Genomic DNA, 22,873 nt, shown 5'->3' with positions numbered 1-22,873 from the left:
GCGTTCGTTGCATTATTCCTGAATAGTGAAATTGTCCAGATTTCAAGTACAGAATAATATCTTAAAAACGCTTTTGTTCTTTTTGTGTAATATTCCTCGCAACACTGACTCTTCAGGTATCGACGGATTGCAACAAAGATAATTAAAAAGCCCTGAATACGACAAATAAGTTCTCTAAAATATTCTATGCAAATTTTATATAGTTATGCAAGAACAGCTTAAGGAGCCTTTTGTTTATTGGGGCACGATAAAAAATAAAAGCGCAATATCCCCCCTTTCAGTAAGGGATATTGCGCTTTTAACTAAAAGAAACAGAATTAATTTTTATTCCGCCTCAGCAGCAGCTTCTTCACCAAATTCTGTAATTCCGTTAGAAACAAGAATATTGTACCATAAGATCAATTTCTTGATATCATTCACATACACTCTGTCACGATCAAAATCAGGCAAAACCTCAGCTAAATATTGGCGTAGCTGCTCGGGAGTAGCCTTCTTCACATCTATAGAGGCCGTAGCTGCATTTTCCTTTTCTTTTATTGAACGCAATACGTCACGCAAAGGTACTTCCGAATCGTTTGTGTACATTGCTATATCTGCCAAAGAGATAATCTTTTCATTACCATAAGCAGGAAAACGTTTCTTAGTCGCATCAATTGTTTCTACAATTAACATATTTTTCCCCTGCGAAATAAGCTTATACAATCCCGGTTTACCGGAGATAGACAAAATAGTCTTTAACATAGTATATTACTTTTATATTAGTTATTTTTTGCGGAGCAAAGGTAATGAATCTTTTGATATAGGAAAGCAATTAACTCTAAAATCTGTGGTATCAACGGTTTCTCATCATCATTTATTATAACGAAAGAAGCCTGTTCACACTTTTCTTCATCACTCATTTGGCTCCGAATACGTTGCATTATCTGTTCACACGAAGCATTGTCACGCCGAACTGCACGATCCACCCTTATTTCTAAAGGGGCATAAACCATCACAATACAATCAACCTCATCAGCAAACCCCGACTCTATAAGGATTGCTGATTCCATACCTATAATATCCATACAACCCTTGTGTGAAGCCCATTGCCTGAAATGCTCTTTAACTCTCGGATGTATGATTCTATTAACTTGAGAAGCATGTATGGAGGAAGCAAAAAGGTATGAAGCCAATAAGACCTTATTTAATTTACCGTTTAAGAAAACCTCCTCTCCTACCAAGTCGCACAGTTCCTTACGTATAACAAGATCGGTCGCTACAATTCTCTTGGACTCCTCATCTGAAATATAGACAGGAATCCCCATTACTTCAAGTAGCCGTGAAACAATACTTTTGCCACTGCCTATCCCACCGGTTATACCAATTTTAATTGCCATAAGAAGAAACTTGTTCTATAAGAAAATCAACCTGCTCCGGATGAATGCGTATATGACTCACTCCACGTGGAACTGACTTCAATTTGACAGTATATTTATCAGTGCCCAACTTTAAAAGTTCTTCATAAGAGACATTTACAACAAAATCACTTGCCTTAATTTTGCGAAAACGGCTTAGTCCAACCTGAAATGTAATCTGGACTTTAGACGGAAAAGCTCTCAACACCTTATCTGCCGGAAAATTAATACCACGCAATGGTACTTCAACAGTCTTTTCCGTATATATATCCACAGGCAAAGTTAAATCAATCGCTCCAGGAACAAACTTAGCTCCTTTCACTCCGGCAAGTGCAATTCGTTGCCTCAATGTATCCGCTACATTCTCAAAGTTCACTTTTTGTGTATAGGCAGTTGTAATTGTATCCAATATAGCTACAGGAGCATATACTAAAACAGAATCCGGAGAATAAATGGTATCGGAAATATAGTATTGACGCCCTGCAGTAACTTTACCCTCTAATTTAACAGGTACCAATTTCGACTTTCCGGTAGAATAAATATACTCCAAGGTATCTGGTTTGACAGAAAGCAGACGAGTGGACACATTGAGCTGTCCCAGAATCTTTTTCTCAAGTTCTGAAGTATAAATCTTCACATGATTATCAGGGGCCTTTGACTCAGAAAAATCAATATTTACCGGAAAGAAACTTTTGCCCAACATATAGTTCAGCAATACCGTACCCTTATCTTTTACTTTGATACGCAATTCAGAAGGAGGTTCAGAAGTTAAAACTACATGATTGGGTACTCCTTTCAAACGAACAGGAATTGAAAATTCTGCTTCATAATCATTATTTAATGTTTGAAGCAGCCAAAATCCACCTGCAATAAAAAAGAAAAATAAAAAAATTAAGAACTCTCTGCTCTTATCACTAAGCAGAAAGTCCTTAATCCTTCTTGATAATTTTAAATAAATATACTTTATGTTCCTACGTTCGAACATAGGCTTTATTTATTTTTAGTTCCTTATTTCGTAGCAGACTGGCTATTGGCAGCTGAAGCATCTGCAAAAATAGAGTTCTTATCTATCTTAATTTTTACATTAGAAGCGATTTCAAGAACAATATAATCATCATTGATTTCCTTAATCACACCATGAATACCACCAGCAGTAATTACATTCTGATTCACCTGGAGAGACTTACGGAAATTAGCGATCTCTTTCTGTTTCTTATTCTGCGGACGAATCATGAAGAAATACATGATAACAAACATTGCTATCAGCATAATCCACATCAAACTACCATCAGGGCCAGCAGCAGGAGCTTGAAAAAATACAGTTAATAGGTTCATAAAATAATCAGTTTTTTAGTTTTTTAATCTATTTGGACAAAGGTATTAGTTTTTTGTCAACTTACCTTCTTTTTTTAATTGATTAACTATTCCGTCCAATGTACCATTGATAAAGCTACCGCTCTTCACTGTACTATAGAGTTTGGCAATCTCTACATACTCATTTAACGAAACACTGACCGGAATGTTCGGAAAACTAAGAATTTCTGCCAACGCACACTGCATAATAATCACATCCATGAAAGCTACACGATCCAAATCCCAGTTCTTTGTGTTTTCACTGATCAGATGCCGATAATAATCGGCATTCAGAATGGCCCGACGGAACAAGCGCCGTGCAAATTCCTGATCTTCATCATCTTTAAACTCAGGCAATAATGGCTGGTTAGCCCCTTGTTTTTCTTCAAAACGCTTGATAGTTTTCAATACAAATGTATCAACAATCTCTTTATCATCATTCCAATATAAACTCTGATCTTCCAACACTTGATCCAGCGAATCATTATTGAAAACAAACGTTTTATATAGTTTTCTCCACAACTCACGATCCATTTCGTAAGATTTATCGGAAGAAGCCATATATTCTTTATATATATCGGATGCAATAATCTTCTCGTACAATTCTTTGATAAAGTCCTGATCGTTTGCCCAGGTTCTTTTCTGGTTAGCTATAAACTCGCTCAATTGTTTATTTACTTCAAGTTGTGCGATAAACTTATTTTCCACAAACTTCATGTTAGGATACAACTCTTCTTTTGTCGGCGCCAATTTAGCTTTCGCTGTGTCAATGCGTTTTTGTGCATATTCCGTCAAAGCAATCATAAGCATCAGCAAATAGTTGTATAAGTCGTAAGCCTTAGAGAGGCTAAAGAACAACTCTTTCTCCGCTGAGTCTAAATTTTTGCTGCCGTTTTGATAGTAAGCATACACTATCTGTATGATCTTTAGACGAATAAGAACTCTGTTAATCATAATCTTAATTAATACTGTTATTAACGAATTGCAAAAGTAGACATTTTTAATGAGTTTACGCAAATAAATCACATTTTTTAATGCAGTATTTCATTCTCTTTCCTTTTTCTTTTGACGGTTTAAAAAAAATATCCAATTTTGAAGCCAATTATAAACAGACCTAACAATATGGAAGATTTTAAAAAGAAAATAGGAACAGACATGAATGATAAAGAGATTGTATTCTCCAAATCGATTAAAGCTGGTAAACGTATATATTATCTGGACGTTAAAAAGAACCGTAAAGATGAAATGTTTCTTGCTATCACTGAAAGCAAAAAAGTCGTAATGGGAGAAGGAGACGATTCCCAGGTAAGTTTTGAAAAGCATAAAATCTTTTTGTATAAAGAAGATTTTGGTAAATTCATGTCCGGTCTTGAACAAGCGATCAGTTATATCAATCAGAATCAAGAATATACCGAAGATTTAGAATCCGAAAAAAAAATCGAATCTGAAAGCGAAACTGAAACTGCAGTTTTAGATAGTGAAATTAAAATAGATATTGATTTTGAATAATTAAAAACATCAATTCTTTGATATTTCAGAAAGAAAGTGTACTTTTGCACCGCTTTTTGCACATCGTGTGATAATCACATCGTGTGATGGTGAATTAAGCAAGCAAAATAACTTAATTTAGAGTAACACAAAAAATTTCAAGAAATGAGATCAATTGAAGTTAAAGGAACTGCAAGAACAATTGCAGAACGCTCTTCTGAACAGGCAAGAGCTTTGAAAGAAATTCGTAACAACGGTGGTGTACCTTGTGTACTTTACGGTGGTGGAGAAGTTGTTCACTTCACAGTGACTAACGAAGGACTTCGCAATCTGGTTTATACTCCGCACATCCACGTAGTAGACCTGATTATCGATGGCAAAAAAGTGAATGCGATTTTGAAAGACATTCAATTTCACCCTGTAAAAGATACTATCCTGCACGTAGACTTCTATCAGATTGACGAAGCTAAACCTATCGTAATGGAAGTACCGGTACAACTTGAAGGCCTTGCTGAAGGTGTGAAAGCCGGTGGTAAATTAGCATTGCAGATGCGTAAACTGAAAGTTAAAGCTTTGTACAACGTTATTCCTGAGAAACTGACTGTCAATGTATCTCACTTGGGTCTTGGCAAAACAGTTAAAGTAGGCGAATTGAGCTATGAAGGACTGGAACTTCTGAACGCAAAAGATGCTGTCGTATGTGCCGTTAAGTTGACTCGTGCGGCAAGAGGTGCAGCTGCTGCAGCAGGAAAATAATATTGCTATCCCTTTATTAGAGATATCATTCAAACGCAGATTAATGCAGATTTCACATCTGTGTTAATCTGCGTTTTTTATTTAAAACAAATAAACTGAAAGATATGAAATACTTAATTGTCGGATTAGGAAACATTGGTCCTGAATACCATGAAACGCGACATAATATAGGCTTTATGGTGTTGGATGCTTTGGCCAAAGCAAACAACCTATCATTCAAGGACGGTCGTTATGGCTTTACAGCTACCCTATCTGTAAAAGGAAGACAAATGATTCTGTTAAAGCCTTCGACATTTATGAATCTAAGTGGCAATGCCGTGCGTTATTGGATGCAAAAGGAAAATATTCCATTGGAGAATATGCTAATCATCGTTGATGACCTGGCTCTTCCTTTTGGAACATTACGTCTGAAAAGCAAAGGTAGCGATGCAGGTCATAACGGATTAAAACATATCGCAGCTATCTTGGGAACTCAGAATTATGCACGGTTGAGATTTGGCATTGGCAATGACTTCCCAAAGGGCGGACAAGTTGATTTCGTATTAGGACATTTTACGGAAGAAGACTGGACAACAATGAACGAGCGCCTGGAGACAGCCGGAGAGATTGCCAAAAGCTTTTGTTTGGCAGGAATCGACATAACGATGAATCAATTCAACAAAAAATAATAATTCATTTTCAATTTATAACCCAATGCCTGAAGCAAGAATAGATAAATGGATGTGGGCAGTCCGCATCTTCAAAACCCGCACCATCGCCGCTGAGGCCTGTAAAAAAGGACGAATCAGCATCAACGGATCGTTTGTGAAAGCATCTCGTATGATAAAGCCAGGAGACGTAATTCAAGTAAAAAAGCCCCCCATTACATACTCTTTCAAAGTATTACAAGCTATCGAGAAACGAATCGGAGCAAAACTTGTATCCGAGATGATGGAAAACGTAACGACACCCGATCAATACGAACTTTTGGAAATGAGCAAAATCAGTGGTTTCATTGATCGCGCAAGAGGCACCGGACGCCCGACTAAAAAAGACCGTCGAAGCATTGAAGAATTCACTACTCCGGAATTTATGGATGACTTTGATTTTGACTTTGATTTTGAAGAAGACAATAAATAAAAATCCCCGACAGCCGTCACGGACATCGGGGAGGTATAAATAAATGGACTTATTTATAAAATCACCCACCCGACCGATAACCTATCGGCCGGATGGAGATAGAGGTCAAAACTTAAATCCGATCTTCAATGTCGGAGCCGCCAAAACACTGTAGTTATGGCTGTCTGCCGACAGATCGCCAAGACCGGCTTGCGGATTATACGTAGTCTTGTTGTACGTATAAGCAAACGGATCGATCTGCGCACCGACGTAGAGGGCAGGAAGAACATAGTAATCGACACCGATAGTCAAGGCGCCACGAAGATTCCAGCTTTCGGCAACCGATTTGCCCATAGAGGTCTCTTCATCATACTTCATTTCATTTTCGCCGTAAGCAAAACCTACGCGAACGCCTGTATACCACATCAGGTTAGGAACACGCTTGATGTTGAAATAACGATCAACACCTGCCAACACATTATAGGCGAACGACTGGGCACTGGCTACGGCACGGTAGTTAGGGATTTCTCCCATCAAATCGTCTGCCGATCCACTTCCATTCGATTCTGAACCATCTATCGTGCCGGGAACAGCCGGATAACCGGGGTTATTCGTGAAGCTGACACCGCCACCCAAATTTAGTTTCCACTGATCTTTGAAGAACCAGCCCCCTTCGAAACCAACCATCAGCTTTTTGTCTGCCCAGTTGGTTGAGAGCGCTCTGACTTCATAGTCAGTCAGCAGCCCCGAAGGGGCTGTGACGTTTGTGTAACTATTGTATCCAACAGTAGCTGCTACCGTAAAGTCACCCTTTTTAGGAGTATTGTCTTTACTACAGTTCTGCGCATTAGCTGCAAGACACATCATGGGTAGAACGGCCAACACTAAAAGTCTTTTTATTTTCATACGATACTTTTTTTGATTTGTTGTTTATTTGCCGTTACTATTGGCGATTATTTTGCTATTAAAGCATTAATCTGCTCCATAACTATATCCATAAGTTTCTGAATAGCATCGATCTGCGTTGTAAGATTAGCTACAGAAACCTCAAGACGTGCAATTTGTTGTTCACTATTCAAAACGCCATAAGTAGAATCTAAGTCTGCAATTGCTTTATTTAAAGTTGCATTGGCAGCTTCTAAAGTCCGAATTTCGGCCTTGGCATCTACCCCATAATTATTTGCTAAAGCAGATAAAGCAGAATAATTCGCATCAGCTACCTCGTAAGCTTCGTCCGCCTCGTCATACGCATCGCACGCAGCTACATAAGCCAAAACTGTTTCATTTATCTTCAAAGCCTCAATAGCTTTATCATAAGCAGCAACATCTGCTCCCGACATTGAAGCAATCAACTCTATTGTCTCTTTCAATTCAGCAATGGATTCATTCTGTTCATTTATAGCATCCTTAGCTTTAGCAATACTAATGTTGGCAGCATCAATTTTTACTTGATCCTCACCGGCAGCTTTCAGTTCTTCATTCGCTGCGGTTAAATCAGCATATTTGGTTCCTGCGTCAGCCTTATCACCTGATTTGCCCAGAAGTTTAACAGCAGCAGCATATTTATTATTGAAATTTTGAGTTGCCTTTTCTTTAGCATATTCAGACTTCCAACTATAATAAGTAACAGATAAATCTTCTGCTATCTCTTTTGAACTTATTTCGATTGGCTGAATATATTCTCCATTACCAATGTACAACAGACCTGAATAGTAATATACACCAGTACCATCTATATAATCATATTCACAGCCTGTGATAGGAGTGGCAACACCAAAATTCTGCAATTGATCTATTATGGTACGAGCAGCAACCACAGTCTTCAAAGAAGATTCATCACTTGTAAAGTCCGCAATAGCATCCTGATATGCCTTCTGTGCAGGAACTTTAGCTTGAGCGGCAGCTGTTGTTGCTTTTATTGCGTTATTTTTAATCTGCAGTGCCTCAAGTGCTTTATTTTGTAGATCAGCTTTATCCAAACCATCGTACTTACTATAAGCAGCAATTTTAGCATCATTCTGAGCTATATTAGCCAGTTTGATAGCTTTCTGCTTTTCAACTACTTCCTTATAAGATATAAGCCCGGCTTTATAATTAGCCAGAGTAACTGCATTTTGATCTCTTGTTTCCTGTAGACTACTCAACTGAGAAGAGTAACCTTGATACTCACCGTATAACCCCTTCAATTGTTCATCCGCAACATTCAGGAAGTCTTGTTTTGCTCTTTCTTCATTAGCCTTAGCTACCCATAAAGCAGCATTTGCCTGAGCTATCAACCTCTCTTTGTCACGTTCATAGGCTTCTTGATCTTTTTGATTTTCAAATTCTTTAGCCGCAGCTTTTGCCTCAGTCAACCGTTTTTGGGCATCCTGAACGCCAGCCTGTGCATTAGCCAATGCAGCAGCACCTTTCAGCTGTTCAGCTTTTGCGTTACGCACCGCTGTTACCGATGCCGATTCGTCGTTATCTACGCAAGCTCCCAGTGACAAAGCACCCAGGAGCACTGCAACCATCATGAGTTTCTTTTTCATAATCTCAAAATTTTAGTGTTAATAATAATAATATAAATGTTATGTTTCACTCTGTTTTTTCTTCTGTTACCAGAAGGGTGTTAGTGCACCCCTCTCTGTTATCCGCAGCAAATATATCCCAATTTATCTGATAAAACAAATAAATTATGAACAAAATACAGAAATAGACAGATATTCTTTTATGCCGATAAACCTAACTCTTCGGATTATGTTGTACTTTCATGCAAATGAAAAAAAGCAATATTTATATAGGTGAAATTATCAAGAATATAATGTCCGAGAGGCAGGTCACTAAAGCTGAACTCGCAAGAAGATTGGACGTTAAGCCTCAAAGTGTAGATTATCTACTGACAAGGAAAAGCATTGATACGGATACATTATATAATATTTCACTGGCGTTAGATTATGATTTTGCCCTTTTATATAGCATCAAACAAGAACAGAGAAATTATGATAACGAAGATATCAGATATAAATTGGGAAATGCCAAAATTACAGTAGAAATAGAACTGCAGCAAGATGAAATTATCAAGCTAAACCTGAAAAAGAAAATAGCCGAGTTACTGGATGGAGGAGCTAATAAGTAGAGTTGTTTACACCTTATTATATATAGGGAACAAAAGCTATCAAAGCAAAGATATAATCATAACAGAATAATTTAACAATGTTAAGGAGAAAACAAAGATCATTATTCCCTCTGTACAAAGAACAAATCTTTTAAATGCAAACAACTTGTTCTTTGCATTCAAAAAACAAGCTTTAACTCTATGTTAAAGTTAGCTTTATAAACATTCAACATTAGACTATTAATCACTTGATTAAAAACGATATAATCAATAAAGATAAGAACAGCAGATAAAAATAGAAAGTCAAGAGATGACTCACTTAATTGATAATATAGTAACTATCAACAAAAGGAGTCCGGACATACATATTGTGTATCCGGACTCTTTCATTTCAAAAAAATAACCAAACTAACCTTTTTACCACTACCCCACCTTTATTTCCACTTTTTAAGTTCTTTTCGGTCGGCCGGAGTAGCTTCTATCAGACTGAGAGCGAAACCTCCACTACGAGCCAATTTAGTAGAGATCTTGGTTTTATTAGTCACTATACCTTTTTTAATCTCATAAGAGGTCGGATTCTTCTCATAATCCGCATCTTTCCCATCAGCATATAAAGTGGCTACATACTGTTTCCCCAGATCCAGGAAATCAAGAATGAATGTAGAAGTACGGGGATTTTCACCTGTAATACCTCCAACAAACCAATTATCGGTTCCTTTGGCCTTTCGAGCCACCGTGATATATTCTCCCGGTTCTGCTTCAATATATTTACTGTCATCCCAGTCTACTGCCACATCTTTAATAAACTGAAATGCGTCCATGTGGCGCTCATAACTCTCCGGAAGGTCGGCAGCCATTTGCAGCGGACTATAAAGTGTAACATAAAGGGCCAATTGTTTTGCCAAAGTGGTATGCACAAAACTATGTTCACCACTCAAGAAAGACAATTGAGTGTCAAAAATACCCGGAGTATAATCCATTGGACCACCAATCAGGCGTGTAAAAGGAAGCAATGTAGTATGGAATGGTTTATTCCCACCAAAAGCTTCATATTCTGTTCCACGGGCAGACTCGTTACCGATCAGGTTTGGATACGTACGACACAATCCGGTTGGACGAACGGCTTCGTGAGCATTTACCATGATTTTATGATCGGCTGCCTTCTTCACTGCATAGAGATAATGATTATTCAGCCATTGCCCGTAATGATGCTCACCGCGTGGGATTATATTGCCTACATATCCGCTCTTCACAGCGTTGTAGCCGTTATCTTCCATAAATTGGTAAGCTTTGTCCATGTGGCGTTCATAGTTACGGACAGATGCAGAGGTTTCATGGTGCATCATCAACTTTACCCCTTTATTCTTGGCATATTCATTCAACATTTTCACATCAAAGTCGGGATATGGAGTGACGAAATCAAACACATAATCTTTTGACTTGCCAAACCAGTCCTCCCATCCTTCATTCCAGCCCTCAACCAATACCTGGTCAAAACCGTGTTCAGCGGCAAAATCGATATAACGTTTCACATTCTCATTATTGGCACCATGACGCCCATTGGGCTTAGTCTTAGCATAATCGGTCTCACCCAACTTCACTGAATAAACGTCGTCAGTATAAGCCCATGTACTTTTACCCGTAATCATCTCCCACCATACACCTACATATTTGACAGGCTTAATCCAAGAAGTATCCTCCAATTTACATGGCTCGTTCAGATTTAATGTTAATTTGGAAGTAAGAATGTCACGTGCATCATCACTGACCATGACTGTACGCCATGGAGACTGACAAGGAGTCTGCATATATCCTTTATCTCCCTGTGCATCAGGAGTCAGCCATGATTCAAAAACAAAGTTTTTATCATCTAAATTAAGATGCATACAAGAGTAATCCACCAAGGCAGCTTCATGAAGGTTGATATACAATCCATCATCGGTCTTCATTTGTAAAGCAGTCTGAACCCCGGTAGGAGAAAAAGGAGTCTGGGAAGCATTGGGAGTCACAGCTGTTTTCATCAGGCCACGTATTTCCGAAAGCTTCGATCGAGTATAATCATATTCTTGTGTATCATAATCGCCCGGTATCCAGAAAGCAGTATGATCGCCTGTCATAGCAAATTGGGAATGCTCCTCTTTTATCACAAAATAATTCAGATTCTTTTGCTGCGGAAATTCATAGCGAAAACCGAGTCCGTCATCGTACAAACGAAAACGAATCAACATCTTACGATCCTGAGCTTTTTGGTCTAAAGTTACCGCAAGCTCATTATAATTGTTACGGATTTGCTTTACTTCTCCCCAAACAGGTTCCCAGGTTTCGTCAAAAGAAGAAGTCTTGGCATCAATCAATGTAAAACCATCCATCAGACCGGGATCATCTTTCAGTTCAAGGCCCAGTTTAGAAGGTTTAATCACTTCTTTACCCTTATAAGAAAGTTCATACACAGGCTCGCCTTTTCCATTCACCGAAAAGTTCAGTTTCAAGAGTCCATTTGGAGAAGTAATGCTTTCGGCCATTGCCACACTACTCACTAAAAGAGAAAGAAAAAAGCAAGCCAACTTAAAAGTCAGTTTATTCATGTTCTTCATGATATGGTTTAATATAAATTAGTAATCATGCAACAAAGATAAGCAAGAAGCAGATTCCGGTTCGACGAATAGAACCGAAATAAAGAAGATTTATCAGAAAACGTTTGCATAAACAGTTGACAGTGGTAACTTTGCCAACAAAATAAAAAAGATGAAAGAGATTATTTATATATTTATCGGAGGAGGCATAGGCAGTGTATCCCGCTATCTGGCACAAATAGCCGTCAACGAAAAACTTAGCCCTACTTTTTTCCCCTTTCCGTGGGGAACATTTGCCGTAAACATTGCTGGGAGTTTGTTAATAGGATTATTTTATTCACTTTCGGAACGTCTTGATCTATCCTTCGAGTTAAGGCTATTTCTGACTGTTGGTTTCTGTGGAGGTTTTACCACATTTTCTACTTTGGCTAATGATGGCCTGAGTTTACTGAAAGGAGGCTTCTACGGCATATTCGCATTTTACACATTAGCCAGTATGATACTCGGGCTTTTAGCCGTATTAGGTGGAGGATACCTCGGAGAACATTTAAAACAATAGACTAATATATGAAACCAGCAATTAAGAAAGTCCAACCTGTTAAAGTCGTAGCCCCATTCATCAATGAGCAGTCCGAAAGCATCACTCCGCTCGATATTTTGGTGGATGAAGAGAAAATTTCTGATTTATATTTCTCTAAAGGAGTTGTCCGACAAGTAAATAAGCCCTATCTAAATATTAACAATTGTACTTTCAAACAACAAATATTCAACGAATGCCAGTTGAAGTCAGCCCAATTAACAGACATACGTTTTGAAAATTGCGACTTATCCAACGTGTCCTTTGCCGGAACTATTTTCTACCGGGTAGAATTTATATCATGCAAGCTCTTAGGAACAGGTTTTCCGGAAGCCACCCTAAACCATGTCCGGATGGAGCATTGTTATGGACAATATATCAATCTTTCCATGACGAAAATGCGGACCGTTCGTTTCAGCCATTGTGATTTTCGAAACGCCAGCCTCAATGACAGTAAATTAATACCGGCAGCTTTCGACAACTGTGAACTGCTTGAAGCAGATTTTTCGCATACGTCTTTAAAAGGCATCGACCTGAGGAGCTCAAGAATAACAGGCATTCAACTAAACATAGCTGACCTGAAAGGGGCTATAGTCAGTTCATTACAGGCAATGGACTTACTGCCTCTGTTAGGAGTCAAGGTTGAAGACGACTGAACTTTTCCACCTCTCTCTTTGTTTTATAGTATAAAAGCGATAATACTGATTTATAGGGAAAGAGACCGCACGGAATACCTATTAATAGTTATTCTACCGCTTCCCATAAGTGAGTACATTTGCAGAGACTAAAAAAACAAGAGAAACAATGAAAATAGAAAAAATTACAGGACGAGAGATTCTCGACTCAAGAGGTAACCCTACAGTAGAAGTAGACGTAGTATTGGAATCAGGCATCATGGGACGTGCATCCGTTCCGTCGGGCGCATCGACCGGTGAGCATGAAGCGCTTGAACTCCGCGACGGTGATAAACATCGTTACGGCGGTAAGGGTGTACAGAAAGCAGTAGAGAACGTTAATAAAGTCATTGCCCCACATCTGATTGGTATGTCAGCCCTCGACCAAATGGGCATTGACCATGCTATGCTGGCACTGGACGGAACAAAGACAAAAGCCAAACTGGGTGCAAACGCTATCCTGGGTGTTTCACTTGCCGTAGCCAAAGCAGCTGCCAATTATCTTGATATTCCCCTTTACAGATATATCGGCGGCACAAATACTTATGTTTTGCCCGTCCCAATGATGAATATCATTAATGGAGGATCACATAGCGATGCCCCAATCGCCTTTCAAGAATTTATGATTCGCCCAGTTGGTGCAAACTCTTTCAAAGAGGGACTGCGCATGGGCGCTGAAGTATTCCACGCCTTGAAAAAAGTATTAAAAGACCGTGGTTTGAGTACAGCTGTAGGTGATGAAGGAGGCTTCGCTCCGAATCTGGAAGGCACAGAAGATGCACTAAACTCTATCCTTGCCGCTATTAAAGCTGCCGGATATGAACCGGGTAAGGATGTAATGATCGGCATGGACTGCGCTTCTTCCGAATTCTATCATGACGGTATCTACGATTACACCAAGTTTGAAGGTGAAAAGGGTAAAAAACGTACAGCCGAGGAACAGATTGACTATCTGGAGAAACTTATCAACGAATATCCGATTGATTCCATCGAAGACGGTATGAGTGAAAATGACTGGGAAGGCTGGAAAAAATTAACTCAACGTATCGGTGACCGCTGCCAATTGGTAGGTGATGACCTTTTCGTTACTAATGTTGATTTCCTGGCAAAAGGTATCGAAAAAGGTTGTGCCAACTCTATTCTGATTAAAGTAAACCAAATAGGTTCGCTGACAGAAACATTAAACGCTATTGAAATGGCACACCGCCACGGATATACAACAGTCACCTCTCACCGTTCCGGCGAAACAGAAGATGCAACCATTGCAGATATTGCCGTAGCAACAAACAGCGGACAGATTAAAACCGGTTCGTTGAGCCGTTCGGACCGCATGGCGAAGTACAATCAGTTGCTCCGTATAGAAGAAGAATTGGGTGACCGTGCTGTATATGGTTACAAACGAATTACCGTAAAAGGCTAAATAAAATCATGATAAGCATAGCATGATGAAAGGTTAGTTATTTTTATAATGATTGAATGTAAATGTGAAAAGGAGGTTGTGTCAAATACGCTTTGACACAACCTCATAGTATACGTAAAGAACAAGAGCAACACCATCTATTCGGTCAACAATCCTGCGAATGGAATAAAAGGAGTGTTCAGCAGGTGGTGGATGATCCACTGCTCTTGATAAAATAGTTGGTTGCCTTTTTCATTTTAAACCACTATTTTTTTGCTTTACCAACATGATTACAGGATTGTCTTCTTCATTCAACTTTGAAGCAATATCTTTCAATTTGCCATCTTTCAGTTGCTCTTTCTTATAAATCTCAACAAGTCGGGATGCACTTAAACTCGTGACATTTTCGATATCGCGATTAATTGATTTCGCCGTCATAGCTACAGTTCTTTTTTCTGCATAGTCATCATTATATACGGCAACTTGAAATATGGCTTTTTCCTTCTTGTCGTACACCAGCCCATCTGTATAGAATCCGTTACCTTTTTCAAAGTTAAATACATTTTTAACGGTTTCCATAAAGTAATAACGGTCGGTATGAATACCCATATAAAGAAAAATTTCAGGCTCCATAGTATTTGCAGAGGGGGTTCTTACAATAAAGGGGCTTAATGTACCATCCGGTGCATAGTTATACAATGTATCGGCTGATGCGTCCATAAGTGTCCATTTGCCGTTACTTAGGCGTATTTGGTAAGAATAATTTGCTATAAATCGATCTCCATCAGTCACAATCGGTGTGTTAATAGTTTTAAAAGGAATAAAAATTTCCCAGGTGATACTTCCATCCTGTTTTGATATAAGAATATGGTACGATTTGTTTCTATCTTTTCCTTTGTTATGATAATCTGACATATCATAACAGATCAAATTATGTTTGTCATAATCAAAAATAGATGAAATATCTCTACCAAGATTCAAACACCGTTTGAATTCTCCGTTAAGATCGTATACTAAGATTTTATTTCCCGGTGACTTTACGAATATTTCATCATTGTTTTCATCAAGAATAATCTCATTAATCCTTGCATATTCTTCTGCCCCTTGCCCTCGCCGATTTATCTTTTTTAATCCTTTACCGGTTTGCCTGTCAAAAATAAAAATATCCCCATCATTATTCCTATTGGTTACCAATAAGTATTCTTTTCCCACATCTTGTACTAAGCCTTGTGTAAGAAACTCATCTGTAGTTTCCAGCGCAACATATTCCACATTCATAAAATCCTGAAGAATCAATTCTTTTTTAGGATAGCTTTTCGAAACGTCCACGATGATTAAATCATCGTTTGATTGTTTATTTCTTCCACATCCAGTCAATACTACCAACAGAATGACTGTCAAAACAGTGTTTACTTGTTTCATCTTATTTGTTTTATTTGTTTTTTTATGTAACAAAGATTAGTACGATCAATAATTATTTTAAATTTTTCATATTCAATTCCTTTTAAGGTTAAGAAACGGGCTGAAGTGTTTCGGGGTAAATATACCACTATCTGATGTCTAAAGCAAGAAAAAAACATTAATATACAAGAAATCAAAAAGAATAAATTAAGCGACAAGATTCTATTATTGAAAGAATATCACAATATCGACTTCTCTTTTTTTCCATCATTCGAACTATTCGAATTGAATAATAGATTACTGCCTTTGTCTGATTTCTATCTTTCTGCTTCAGAAATGCATAGGGTTGTGTGGATTGGTTATAAACTATCTTTTGAGATCTACATTCATTTCGTTATGAATGAAATACCGGTTATACCTGTAACATGTTCATTGTTATCGGAGAAATTGTTATCTGAAGGATTGGAATATGATCAGGGGGATAAAGAAATTCAGTAATATTGTACCGGTGGGGATATCATCGTTATTGGGTGGATGACGTATGATAGCCTTTTTATGTCTGAAAACGAGTAATGGAACTTGTTAATGGTTAACAATACAAGTGTGAAATGTTAATAAGTTATCGGTAACATTAAACCATGTTATAATAGAGCAGAATATCGTGCGTAAATTTGCTAATTAGTTGGGAATCGGTATTTTTGTATTGTGTTTTTTCATAAGTATTAGATTTAAGGTTAACAAAAGATTGGTTGCTCGGGACGAGTAGCCATTTTTTGTTTTATGCAGTAATGTGGTTTCGCTTCCGATGATATTTATTTCTTTAATTTCCCTGTTCCCTTTGTAATTTATAGATGGTTTTGAGAGCAAAACGACTTTTATATTGTTATTAGTGCAATATCAGCTATCTATAGGCTTGTTCTATTTACTAATTATTAAAGGAAACATTATGAAAAAGAATCTATTGTTTTTTGGAGCACTTGTGAGTGCTTTTCTGTTGGCCTCTTGTTCGGGTGGAAGCAAGAGCAAAGCTCCTGTTGCCAGTACGGCAGATATTGAAAATGCGACAGAGGTAATCAAATATTATAATACTTCTCTCGGAGTATTAAAAGATATGGTGAAGGAAAAAGATGTAAATGCCGTTTTGGATTATATGGAACAAAAAGGAAAAGTACCGGCTCTTACCGCCATCGCCCCACCGACAGTTGTTGCAAAAGATTCGGCGACGGTGATGAATCCCGGAGATTACTTCAATGGAGAAACCCGCCAGAATCTGGTGCAGAACTATGCCGGATTGTTTAAGGCGAGAGCAGAGTTCTACGCAAATTTCGATACCTATCTTTCTTACTTGAAAAAGAAAGATGTAACCAAAGCGAAGCAACTGTTAGAGGCGAATTATCAGTTGAGCACACAGATGTCTGAATACAAGCAGAATGTTTTTGATATTCTGAGTCCGTTTACCGAACAGGCTGAACAGGTGCTTCTGGCGGACAGTCCGCTGAAAGAACAGATTATGTCTGTACGGAAGATGTCTGCTACGATGCAGAGTATTTTGAACCTGTATGCACGTAAGCATATGATGGATGGCCCCCGCATTGACCTGAAAGTAGCTGAACTTACCAAACAACTCGATGCTGCTAAAAAACTTCCTGCCGTGAATGGTCATGAAAGCGAGATGAAGTCTTATCAGACTTTCCTTTCACAGGTAGAAATATTTATCAAACAGGTGCAGAAGGCTCGGGAAAAAGGAGAATACAGTGATGCCGATTATGATATGTTGACCAGTGCATACGAGACTTCCATTATTTAGAAAAATAGAATGAATATTATACTTTTCGATGGTATATGTAATCTCTGCAACGGGACAGTTTCTTTTATTGTAAAGAGGGATAAAAGAAAGCTGTTCCGTTTTGTTTCACTGCAATCTGAAGCGGGTAAAACTTTGTTGGGCCGGTATGCTGTTGAAAGTAGTAATAAGACTCTCTATTATTTTCGGAAAGGAGATTGTTATTCTAAATCTACGGCTATACTTTATATCTTAAAAGACCTGGGAGGATTCTGGCAGTGTTTTTATCCATTGATCCTGATTCCGGTAAAAGTAAGGGATGCATTGTATTTATTGGTTTCCAAATATCGGTATCGGATATTTGGGAAAGTAGATTCATGTACTAAGCCGGCGAGTTTTTCTGATGAAGAATCTAAAAGACCGGATTAATTTTAACTTATCTAAAAAAAATATATCTTTGTAGCAAAGATGTACATTTTTAAATGAAGAAATATGGATAAAGTAATTATTAATTCTTATGAAGATTTTGAGAAATTAGTGGGGCAGCAGATTGGAGTCTCTGACTATCTGGAGGTTTCTCAGGAACGTATCAACCTTTTCGCTGATGCAACATTAGATCATCAGTGGATTCATGTGGACACAGAGCGTGCTAAGGTGGAGAGCCCTTATCATAGCACCATTGTTCACGGATATCTGACATTGTCATTACTTCCTCATTTGTGGAATCAGATTATTGAAGTAAATAATTTGAAGATGATGATTAATTATGGTATGGACAAGATGAAGTTCGGGCAAGCAGTACTGTCAGGTCAAAGTGTGCGACTGAAGGCAAGTCTGCATTCTCTTACTAACTTGCGTGGTGTGGCTAAAGCTGAAATTAAGTTTGCGATTGAGATTAAAGATCAGCCTAAGAAAGCACTCGAAGGTATCGCTATCTTTCTGTATTATTTTAATTAAGAAAAGAATATGGCATACACAAGTTATAGAAAACTGTGTATGCCATTGTTTTATACTTCATATTGCTTCGAAAGACAAAAGAAAATCCTTCCTGTAACATTGGTTACAAATTATTTGTTTTCTGTTCCCTACCTTTGTCCTCTGAATAATAAAAGAGGAAAATATGAAAGATTATAAACTTATGACAGTCGGCCAGATTGTAGCCGATCGTTTTGACCACGCAAAGGTATTCAATAAGTATGGCATTGATTTCTGTTGCAATGGAGATGTCTCGCTGACTGATGCTTGTGAAAGAGCCGGAGCAGGGGTGGACAGTTTGTTGGAAGAGTTGAGGCAAACGCAACCGAACCATTCTCCGATTTTTGATTTTAAAAGTTGGCCTATGGATTTATTGGTAGATTACATCCTGAAATTCCATCATCGTAATATCCGTTACCAGGGACCGCAGATTCTTCAATTGCTTGATAAAGTTTGTGAGGTACACGGTGAGAAACATCCGGAACTTCATGAGATACGTGGGTTGTTTCAGGAGTCCTGGATAGATCTGAATAATCATCTTACCAAGGAGGAAATGGTGTTGTTTCCTTATATATACGATTTGTTCGATGCAGTGACCCAACACCGCCCCGTTCCGCCTTTTCATTGTGGCAGTGTCAGTAGCCCTATTTCGGTAATGATGCATGAACATGATGCCGAAGGTGAACGTTTTCGCCGGATTTCTTTATTGGCTCAGGGATATTTAGTACCCGATGATGCTTGTGACACCTACAGGTTATTGTTTGAGATGTTGGAGACATTTGAGAAAAATTTGCATCATCATATTCATTTAGAAAATAATATTGTTTTTCCTATGGCTATAGAGCTACAGGAGAACTGTGAACGAATGTGTTAATTGTTAACGTTTTTAGCCTAAAGTATTAACAAAACAAGATCGAGTATTAAACGGTGTTATAATACAGGATATTTTTGCTCTGATATTTGCTAATTGCTTGAAATTCGGTATATTTGTATTGTGTTTTTTTCATAAGTATTAGATTTAAGGTTAACAAAAGATTGGTTGCTCGGGATGAGTAGCCATTTTTTGTATTCGATACTTTGGTTATTTATTCTTCAATTAGAGTATGACGTTTAAAATCTATATCCCAGTCCTATTCTCACAGTAGGATAGATGGCGGAATTGCCGTTGGAGGACTTTATATAACCGGCTCCGCCAGATAGATCGAAAAGAAAATGTTTCCATACGCGTCGAAATCCCCAATATGGGGTGATAACATATATATGCGCTGTTTTTACTCCGCTGCTGATGGCTATTGGAAAAGAATATCCGAAACAGGCAGATAAATACCCACCGGAATTGCTCCAAGTACGCTTGCCATTGCGATGCCTTTTCTTCAGGTTATAATAAAAACGTGGTTCTATGGCTAAATCTCCGGTTACTAAATGATAGTCTTTGGTGGCGATATGAAATTCGCGAAGTGATTCCATTTTGAGTTGCCATGTTCTTCCAAAAGCATAAGAAGCTCCTGCGCTAAAAATAACAGTACCTTTCGGAGCAAAAGCATATTCATAACTATATGCCAGTCCGATACCATTTAAACTGATACTGTGACCGGAGACGGTTTGGAATTGGGCAGATGCATCTGGTCTTTTTTGAGGATTGTGCTCAGCATGGATAGAGAGGGCGAATAATGTAAGTAGAATTGTGGTGATAAATAATACTTTCTGCATATGTTTTCTGTTTTGGGTTTTATAATTGATTTCTTGATTATAAAGACAGAAAAAAGAAGAAGATTCCCTATTCGAATGAAGAGAATAATTTAACGATAAAATACAGAATCTAAAGTTTGGGCCAGTAGCGGTGAGGAGATCTACCTAAACTTTAGATTCTGTATGATAGGCAAAGTGCTTGTTATTTACGGATGCATCTGACAGAAAGAGCTCTGTCTGTTATATTGCCGTCTTTTATTTCATTTGTAGTATGCAGCAAATAGATTGCTTTATTTATTTGATTTCCAGATGAATTGGTAGACCAGTATACCACCGTATATAAGCCGTTGGTATACCCGTTCTTACTTTTTAGAATATATCCTTCCGGCATTCCATTGAATCCTGTAGTGTTAAGTATAGGAAGCTTGTCACCGTTTTCATCGCTTGACCATGGTCCGGATTTCAGTTTAGAAGCATCATTGTTTATATATTGCTTTAGTTGTTCCCACTCGGTTTCGGTAGGAATATTCCATCCTTGGGGTGATAACTTGCCTGAAATAACAGCTTCAGAATTGTAAAAGTAAAAATTTTGAGGCGCATCTTGATATTTCCCGGTGTAATAGCCTGCTGTTGCCGTGAAATCCTTTTTCAAAGTAATTGTTTTACCGTCGGTATAGCGTGTCGCTTCCAAACTACGTCCCATCCAATATTGGATTCCTATTTTTACTATAGGATAAGTTTTGGTTTCCGTATTCCGTATATCTGTCAAGACATCTTCTTGCAATCGTACAGGTAGAGGATTTTCCGGCTTGGATATTGATATTGAGTTATCTTCGGCTATGTAGAAATCGTTGATGACGCTTTGATTTCCGGGCGTGTAGGCTAATACATTATTAACTTTGTTCCAAGAGACCTTGCCTCCGTGAACGGCTGCTGTTTCGTCAAGTAAACAAATTACCGTGCCGTTGTTTAAATCTGTTTCTCCATTTAGAACAGGATAGGCGACGATGGCTTGTGCATCGATATTGTCTGCCAATAGATACTCTTTACAGATCTCTGCTACCTGCGTCCCTTCGTTAATGGCTTTATATACATTACTCTTACTGAATTTCAGTGCAGCCAGGTGAATTATACCTGATGTTTCCTGAGCTGTCGTTTCACCCGACTCCCCTTCTGTCCAGTCTGCAATGCTATGATCGAAGTTGTTGATTTGAATACCTTCGGATGATTTATAGATAATGCCTATGGAACAGCTTTTTTCACTGGACAGCTGAAAGTTGTCCGGAAATGGGCAACTATAGCTCTTTCCATCTATTTCCATATTTATGTAGTGACTGTCAGACTCTATTTTTTCGGGTATCAGTATCGCTTTTTTGCCTATAAGGGTATTATTCTCTATTTTCCATTCTCCATAAGGAATAATGCCGCTCGTTTGTCCCGATGACTCGAATTGGCCGGTGAGAAAATCATAAGATGCTTCCGAATGGAATCCGTTTAAGGATAAGGTAGGGTTATCAGCCAAGAGCTCTTGTAAGTCTTCTCCGGCTGCGGGTCTTATAATGATTTCCAGTTTGCAAAGTTTGTGTTTATATTCCATGGCAACCATGTTCTGGCTGGGTGTAATGTCATTGTTTACAGCGATCATAAAGTCGGAAAGTGATAGTCCGCCCACAGTACTTTGGTCGGTCCGTATCTGGACCTGCATTGTACTTTTGTCCGGTTCAATACCTGTTTCTTGAAAAGGATAATAACTGATGAAGTTACATTCTCCGTTTCCTTTAGGATAATAAATCGTTTCTTCCGGTTCGAAGCCGGAGGTTTGGGAACATGTGAAACGCATATTGTCAATGTATCGTTTCTGATTGATAGTTGATGGTTGTGTCAATACATACAAGCCAATGGCGTCCTTTTCTTGAAATTTGTTATCAATAACACGTGTGGGGTTGCATAAAATTTGTGTAGAAAGGCGGATAGGAATTTCTCCGGGAAGGGTTGTCGATTCTTCTGAAATTTCATTTACACAGGAAGTGCTGACAAGCAGGGGCATCATTATGAATTTTATCATAAAGGATGCAATTTTCATGTTTTTCATTGTAGTATATAGTTTAATTTGTGTTTTAGTTTCATTGTTTAACTATATGTTTAAGGAGTAACAAAGCTACTATTATTAATACAATTATTACTATGAATTATGATAATATTTTGTATTTATATAATAAATGTTTCACTACTGTTCCGTTAAAGTAAATAATAGTTCTTTGAAATGATTGAAATATAGTCGATTAAGTTATATTTTGAAATAAAACGGATTTGAATTTCTATTTTTGCAGCTGTAATGATGAATCAAGATAAATACACTTTTTCTCAACTTTTCCACTTTTTTGAACAGAACTCGGTTTAACAACTACGTTCGTAAGTACGATGTCAACCGTTATGTGAAGCATTTTACTTACTGGAACCAAATAGAAAAATCGCCAAGTTAGTATTTCTAACTTGGCGACTCTCACTTTTGCTCTTCAAGAGGGCACTGAAAAGCCATCTGTTTTTTCAGTGCCCTCGGAAATTTCCGGGCAGCTTTTTATTTTTCTCCGTTCAAACGGCGGAGTATTCTTACAC

24 protein-coding genes are annotated in these 22,873 nt (G+C 38.1%); 13 read left to right on the top strand and 11 right to left on the bottom strand.

Annotated elements, in window-relative coordinates:
• Positions 1-324: 324 nt before the first annotated feature.
• The 5 genes from DBK98_RS09750 to nusB are packed head-to-tail and all read right to left on the bottom strand — an operon-like array spanning position 325 to position 3,701.
• On the bottom strand, positions 325-741 hold the full coding sequence (locus tag DBK98_RS09750) for a DUF5606 domain-containing protein (RefSeq protein WP_005775928.1): 417 nt from the start codon (positions 739-741) through the stop codon (positions 325-327).
• A 17-nt stretch (positions 742-758) separates the two neighbouring features.
• Complete coding sequence (gene coaE / locus DBK98_RS09745) at positions 759-1,376, bottom strand: dephospho-CoA kinase (protein ID WP_032535515.1); 618 nt, start codon at positions 1,374-1,376, stop codon at positions 759-761.
• Positions 1,366-2,379: a CdaR family protein gene (locus DBK98_RS09740; protein ID WP_005775926.1), complete on the bottom strand. Its 1,014-nt coding sequence runs from the start codon at positions 2,377-2,379 to the stop codon at positions 1,366-1,368. The genes coaE and DBK98_RS09740 overlap by 11 nt, the downstream gene beginning before the upstream one ends.
• A gap of 23 nt (positions 2,380-2,402) precedes the next feature.
• Entirely contained in the window at positions 2,403-2,729 is a 327-nt protein-coding gene (gene yajC / locus DBK98_RS09735; RefSeq protein WP_005775925.1) for a preprotein translocase subunit YajC, read from the bottom strand.
• A 45-nt stretch (positions 2,730-2,774) separates the two neighbouring features.
• On the bottom strand, positions 2,775-3,701 hold the full coding sequence (gene nusB, locus DBK98_RS09730) for a transcription antitermination factor NusB (RefSeq protein ID WP_005775923.1): 927 nt from the start codon (positions 3,699-3,701) through the stop codon (positions 2,775-2,777).
• A 168-nt stretch (positions 3,702-3,869) separates the two neighbouring features.
• On the opposite strand from nusB, the gene DBK98_RS09725 reads away from it, so the two are divergent.
• From DBK98_RS09725 to DBK98_RS09710, 4 genes are all read left to right on the top strand, one after another.
• On the top strand, positions 3,870-4,256 hold the full coding sequence (locus DBK98_RS09725) for a PUR family DNA/RNA-binding protein (protein WP_005809831.1): 387 nt from the start codon (positions 3,870-3,872) through the stop codon (positions 4,254-4,256).
• A 144-nt stretch (positions 4,257-4,400) separates the two neighbouring features.
• Positions 4,401-4,991 (top strand): 50S ribosomal protein L25/general stress protein Ctc, encoded by a 591-nt coding sequence (locus DBK98_RS09720; protein ID WP_005809832.1) that lies wholly within the window; start codon positions 4,401-4,403, stop codon positions 4,989-4,991.
• A gap of 104 nt (positions 4,992-5,095) precedes the next feature.
• Positions 5,096-5,659 carry an aminoacyl-tRNA hydrolase gene (gene pth / locus DBK98_RS09715; protein ID WP_005809833.1) on the top strand — a complete coding sequence of 188 codons (564 nt, stop codon included), beginning with the start codon at positions 5,096-5,098 and terminating at the stop codon, positions 5,657-5,659.
• A 25-nt stretch (positions 5,660-5,684) separates the two neighbouring features.
• The gene (locus DBK98_RS09710; protein ID WP_005809834.1) at positions 5,685-6,110 is read left to right on the top strand and encodes an RNA-binding S4 domain-containing protein; all 426 of its coding nucleotides are present in this window, start codon (positions 5,685-5,687) and stop codon (positions 6,108-6,110) included.
• A gap of 105 nt (positions 6,111-6,215) precedes the next feature.
• On the opposite strand, the gene DBK98_RS09705 is transcribed toward DBK98_RS09710, so the two are convergent.
• Complete coding sequence (locus DBK98_RS09705) at positions 6,216-6,995, bottom strand: BT1926 family outer membrane beta-barrel protein (RefSeq protein ID WP_005809836.1); 780 nt, start codon at positions 6,993-6,995, stop codon at positions 6,216-6,218.
• A 47-nt stretch (positions 6,996-7,042) separates the two neighbouring features.
• Entirely contained in the window at positions 7,043-8,620 is a 1,578-nt protein-coding gene (locus DBK98_RS09700; protein WP_032536809.1) for a hypothetical protein, read from the bottom strand.
• 227 nt (positions 8,621-8,847) lie between these two features.
• Here DBK98_RS09700 and DBK98_RS09695 point away from each other — a divergent pair, with 227 nt between their 5' ends.
• Positions 8,848-9,207 (top strand): helix-turn-helix domain-containing protein, encoded by a 360-nt coding sequence (locus tag DBK98_RS09695; RefSeq protein WP_005809840.1) that lies wholly within the window; start codon positions 8,848-8,850, stop codon positions 9,205-9,207.
• 413 nt (positions 9,208-9,620) lie between these two features.
• On the opposite strand, the gene DBK98_RS09690 is transcribed toward DBK98_RS09695, so the two are convergent.
• Positions 9,621-11,780 carry a glycoside hydrolase family 97 protein gene (locus DBK98_RS09690; protein WP_005809842.1) on the bottom strand — a complete coding sequence of 720 codons (2,160 nt, stop codon included), beginning with the start codon at positions 11,778-11,780 and terminating at the stop codon, positions 9,621-9,623.
• 151 nt (positions 11,781-11,931) lie between these two features.
• On the opposite strand from DBK98_RS09690, the gene crcB reads away from it, so the two are divergent.
• The 3 genes from crcB to eno all read left to right on the top strand — a co-directional run bounded on the left by crcB (position 11,932) and on the right by eno (position 14,430).
• Entirely contained in the window at positions 11,932-12,318 is a 387-nt protein-coding gene (gene crcB / locus DBK98_RS09685; RefSeq protein WP_005809844.1) for a fluoride efflux transporter CrcB, read from the top strand.
• Positions 12,319-12,326: 8 nt separating this feature from the next.
• Entirely contained in the window at positions 12,327-12,992 is a 666-nt protein-coding gene (locus DBK98_RS09680) for a pentapeptide repeat-containing protein (protein WP_005775911.1), read from the top strand.
• A 148-nt stretch (positions 12,993-13,140) separates the two neighbouring features.
• Complete coding sequence (eno, locus tag DBK98_RS09675) at positions 13,141-14,430, top strand: phosphopyruvate hydratase (RefSeq protein WP_005775910.1); 1,290 nt, start codon at positions 13,141-13,143, stop codon at positions 14,428-14,430.
• Positions 14,431-14,661: 231 nt separating this feature from the next.
• Here eno and DBK98_RS09670 read toward each other — a convergent pair whose 3' ends face one another.
• Positions 14,662-15,831 (bottom strand): 6-bladed beta-propeller, encoded by a 1,170-nt coding sequence (locus DBK98_RS09670; RefSeq protein ID WP_032536810.1) that lies wholly within the window; start codon positions 15,829-15,831, stop codon positions 14,662-14,664.
• Positions 15,832-16,756: 925 nt separating this feature from the next.
• Between DBK98_RS09670 and DBK98_RS09665 the strand changes: the two genes are divergently transcribed.
• From DBK98_RS09665 to ric, 4 genes are all read left to right on the top strand, one after another.
• A complete protein-coding gene (locus DBK98_RS09665) occupies positions 16,757-17,617 on the top strand; it encodes a hypothetical protein (protein WP_005809848.1) in 861 nt (286 codons plus the stop codon).
• 9 nt (positions 17,618-17,626) lie between these two features.
• A complete protein-coding gene (locus DBK98_RS09660) occupies positions 17,627-18,022 on the top strand; it encodes a thiol-disulfide oxidoreductase DCC family protein (RefSeq protein WP_005809850.1) in 396 nt (131 codons plus the stop codon).
• Positions 18,023-18,085: 63 nt separating this feature from the next.
• Positions 18,086-18,550 (top strand): MaoC family dehydratase, encoded by a 465-nt coding sequence (locus DBK98_RS09655; protein WP_005775901.1) that lies wholly within the window; start codon positions 18,086-18,088, stop codon positions 18,548-18,550.
• A 163-nt stretch (positions 18,551-18,713) separates the two neighbouring features.
• Positions 18,714-19,442: an iron-sulfur cluster repair di-iron protein gene (ric, locus tag DBK98_RS09650; protein ID WP_005809855.1), complete on the top strand. Its 729-nt coding sequence runs from the start codon at positions 18,714-18,716 to the stop codon at positions 19,440-19,442.
• 236 nt (positions 19,443-19,678) lie between these two features.
• Here the strand turns inward: ric and DBK98_RS09645 are convergent, their stop codons facing one another.
• Positions 19,679-20,278, bottom strand: a complete 600-nt coding sequence (locus DBK98_RS09645) for a hypothetical protein (RefSeq protein ID WP_005809857.1) — start codon at positions 20,276-20,278, stop codon at positions 19,679-19,681.
• Positions 20,279-20,459: 181 nt separating this feature from the next.
• Positions 20,460-22,349 carry a fimbrillin family protein gene (locus DBK98_RS09640; protein WP_005809859.1) on the bottom strand — a complete coding sequence of 630 codons (1,890 nt, stop codon included), beginning with the start codon at positions 22,347-22,349 and terminating at the stop codon, positions 20,460-20,462.
• Between the two features lie 289 nt (positions 22,350-22,638).
• On the opposite strand from DBK98_RS09640, the gene DBK98_RS09635 reads away from it, so the two are divergent.
• Positions 22,639-22,740, top strand: a complete 102-nt coding sequence (locus DBK98_RS09635) for a DUF4372 domain-containing protein (protein WP_157195908.1) — start codon at positions 22,639-22,641, stop codon at positions 22,738-22,740.
• Positions 22,741-22,873: the final 133 nt, after the last annotated feature.

Origin of the sequence: Bacteroides sp. PHL 2737 (genome assembly GCF_004115325.2) — a bacterium.
GTDB lineage: Bacteria > Bacteroidota > Bacteroidia > Bacteroidales > Bacteroidaceae > Bacteroides > Bacteroides hominis.
Note: the sequence above shows the minus strand (reverse complement) of the source record. Positions and strands in the feature narration are given on the sequence as shown.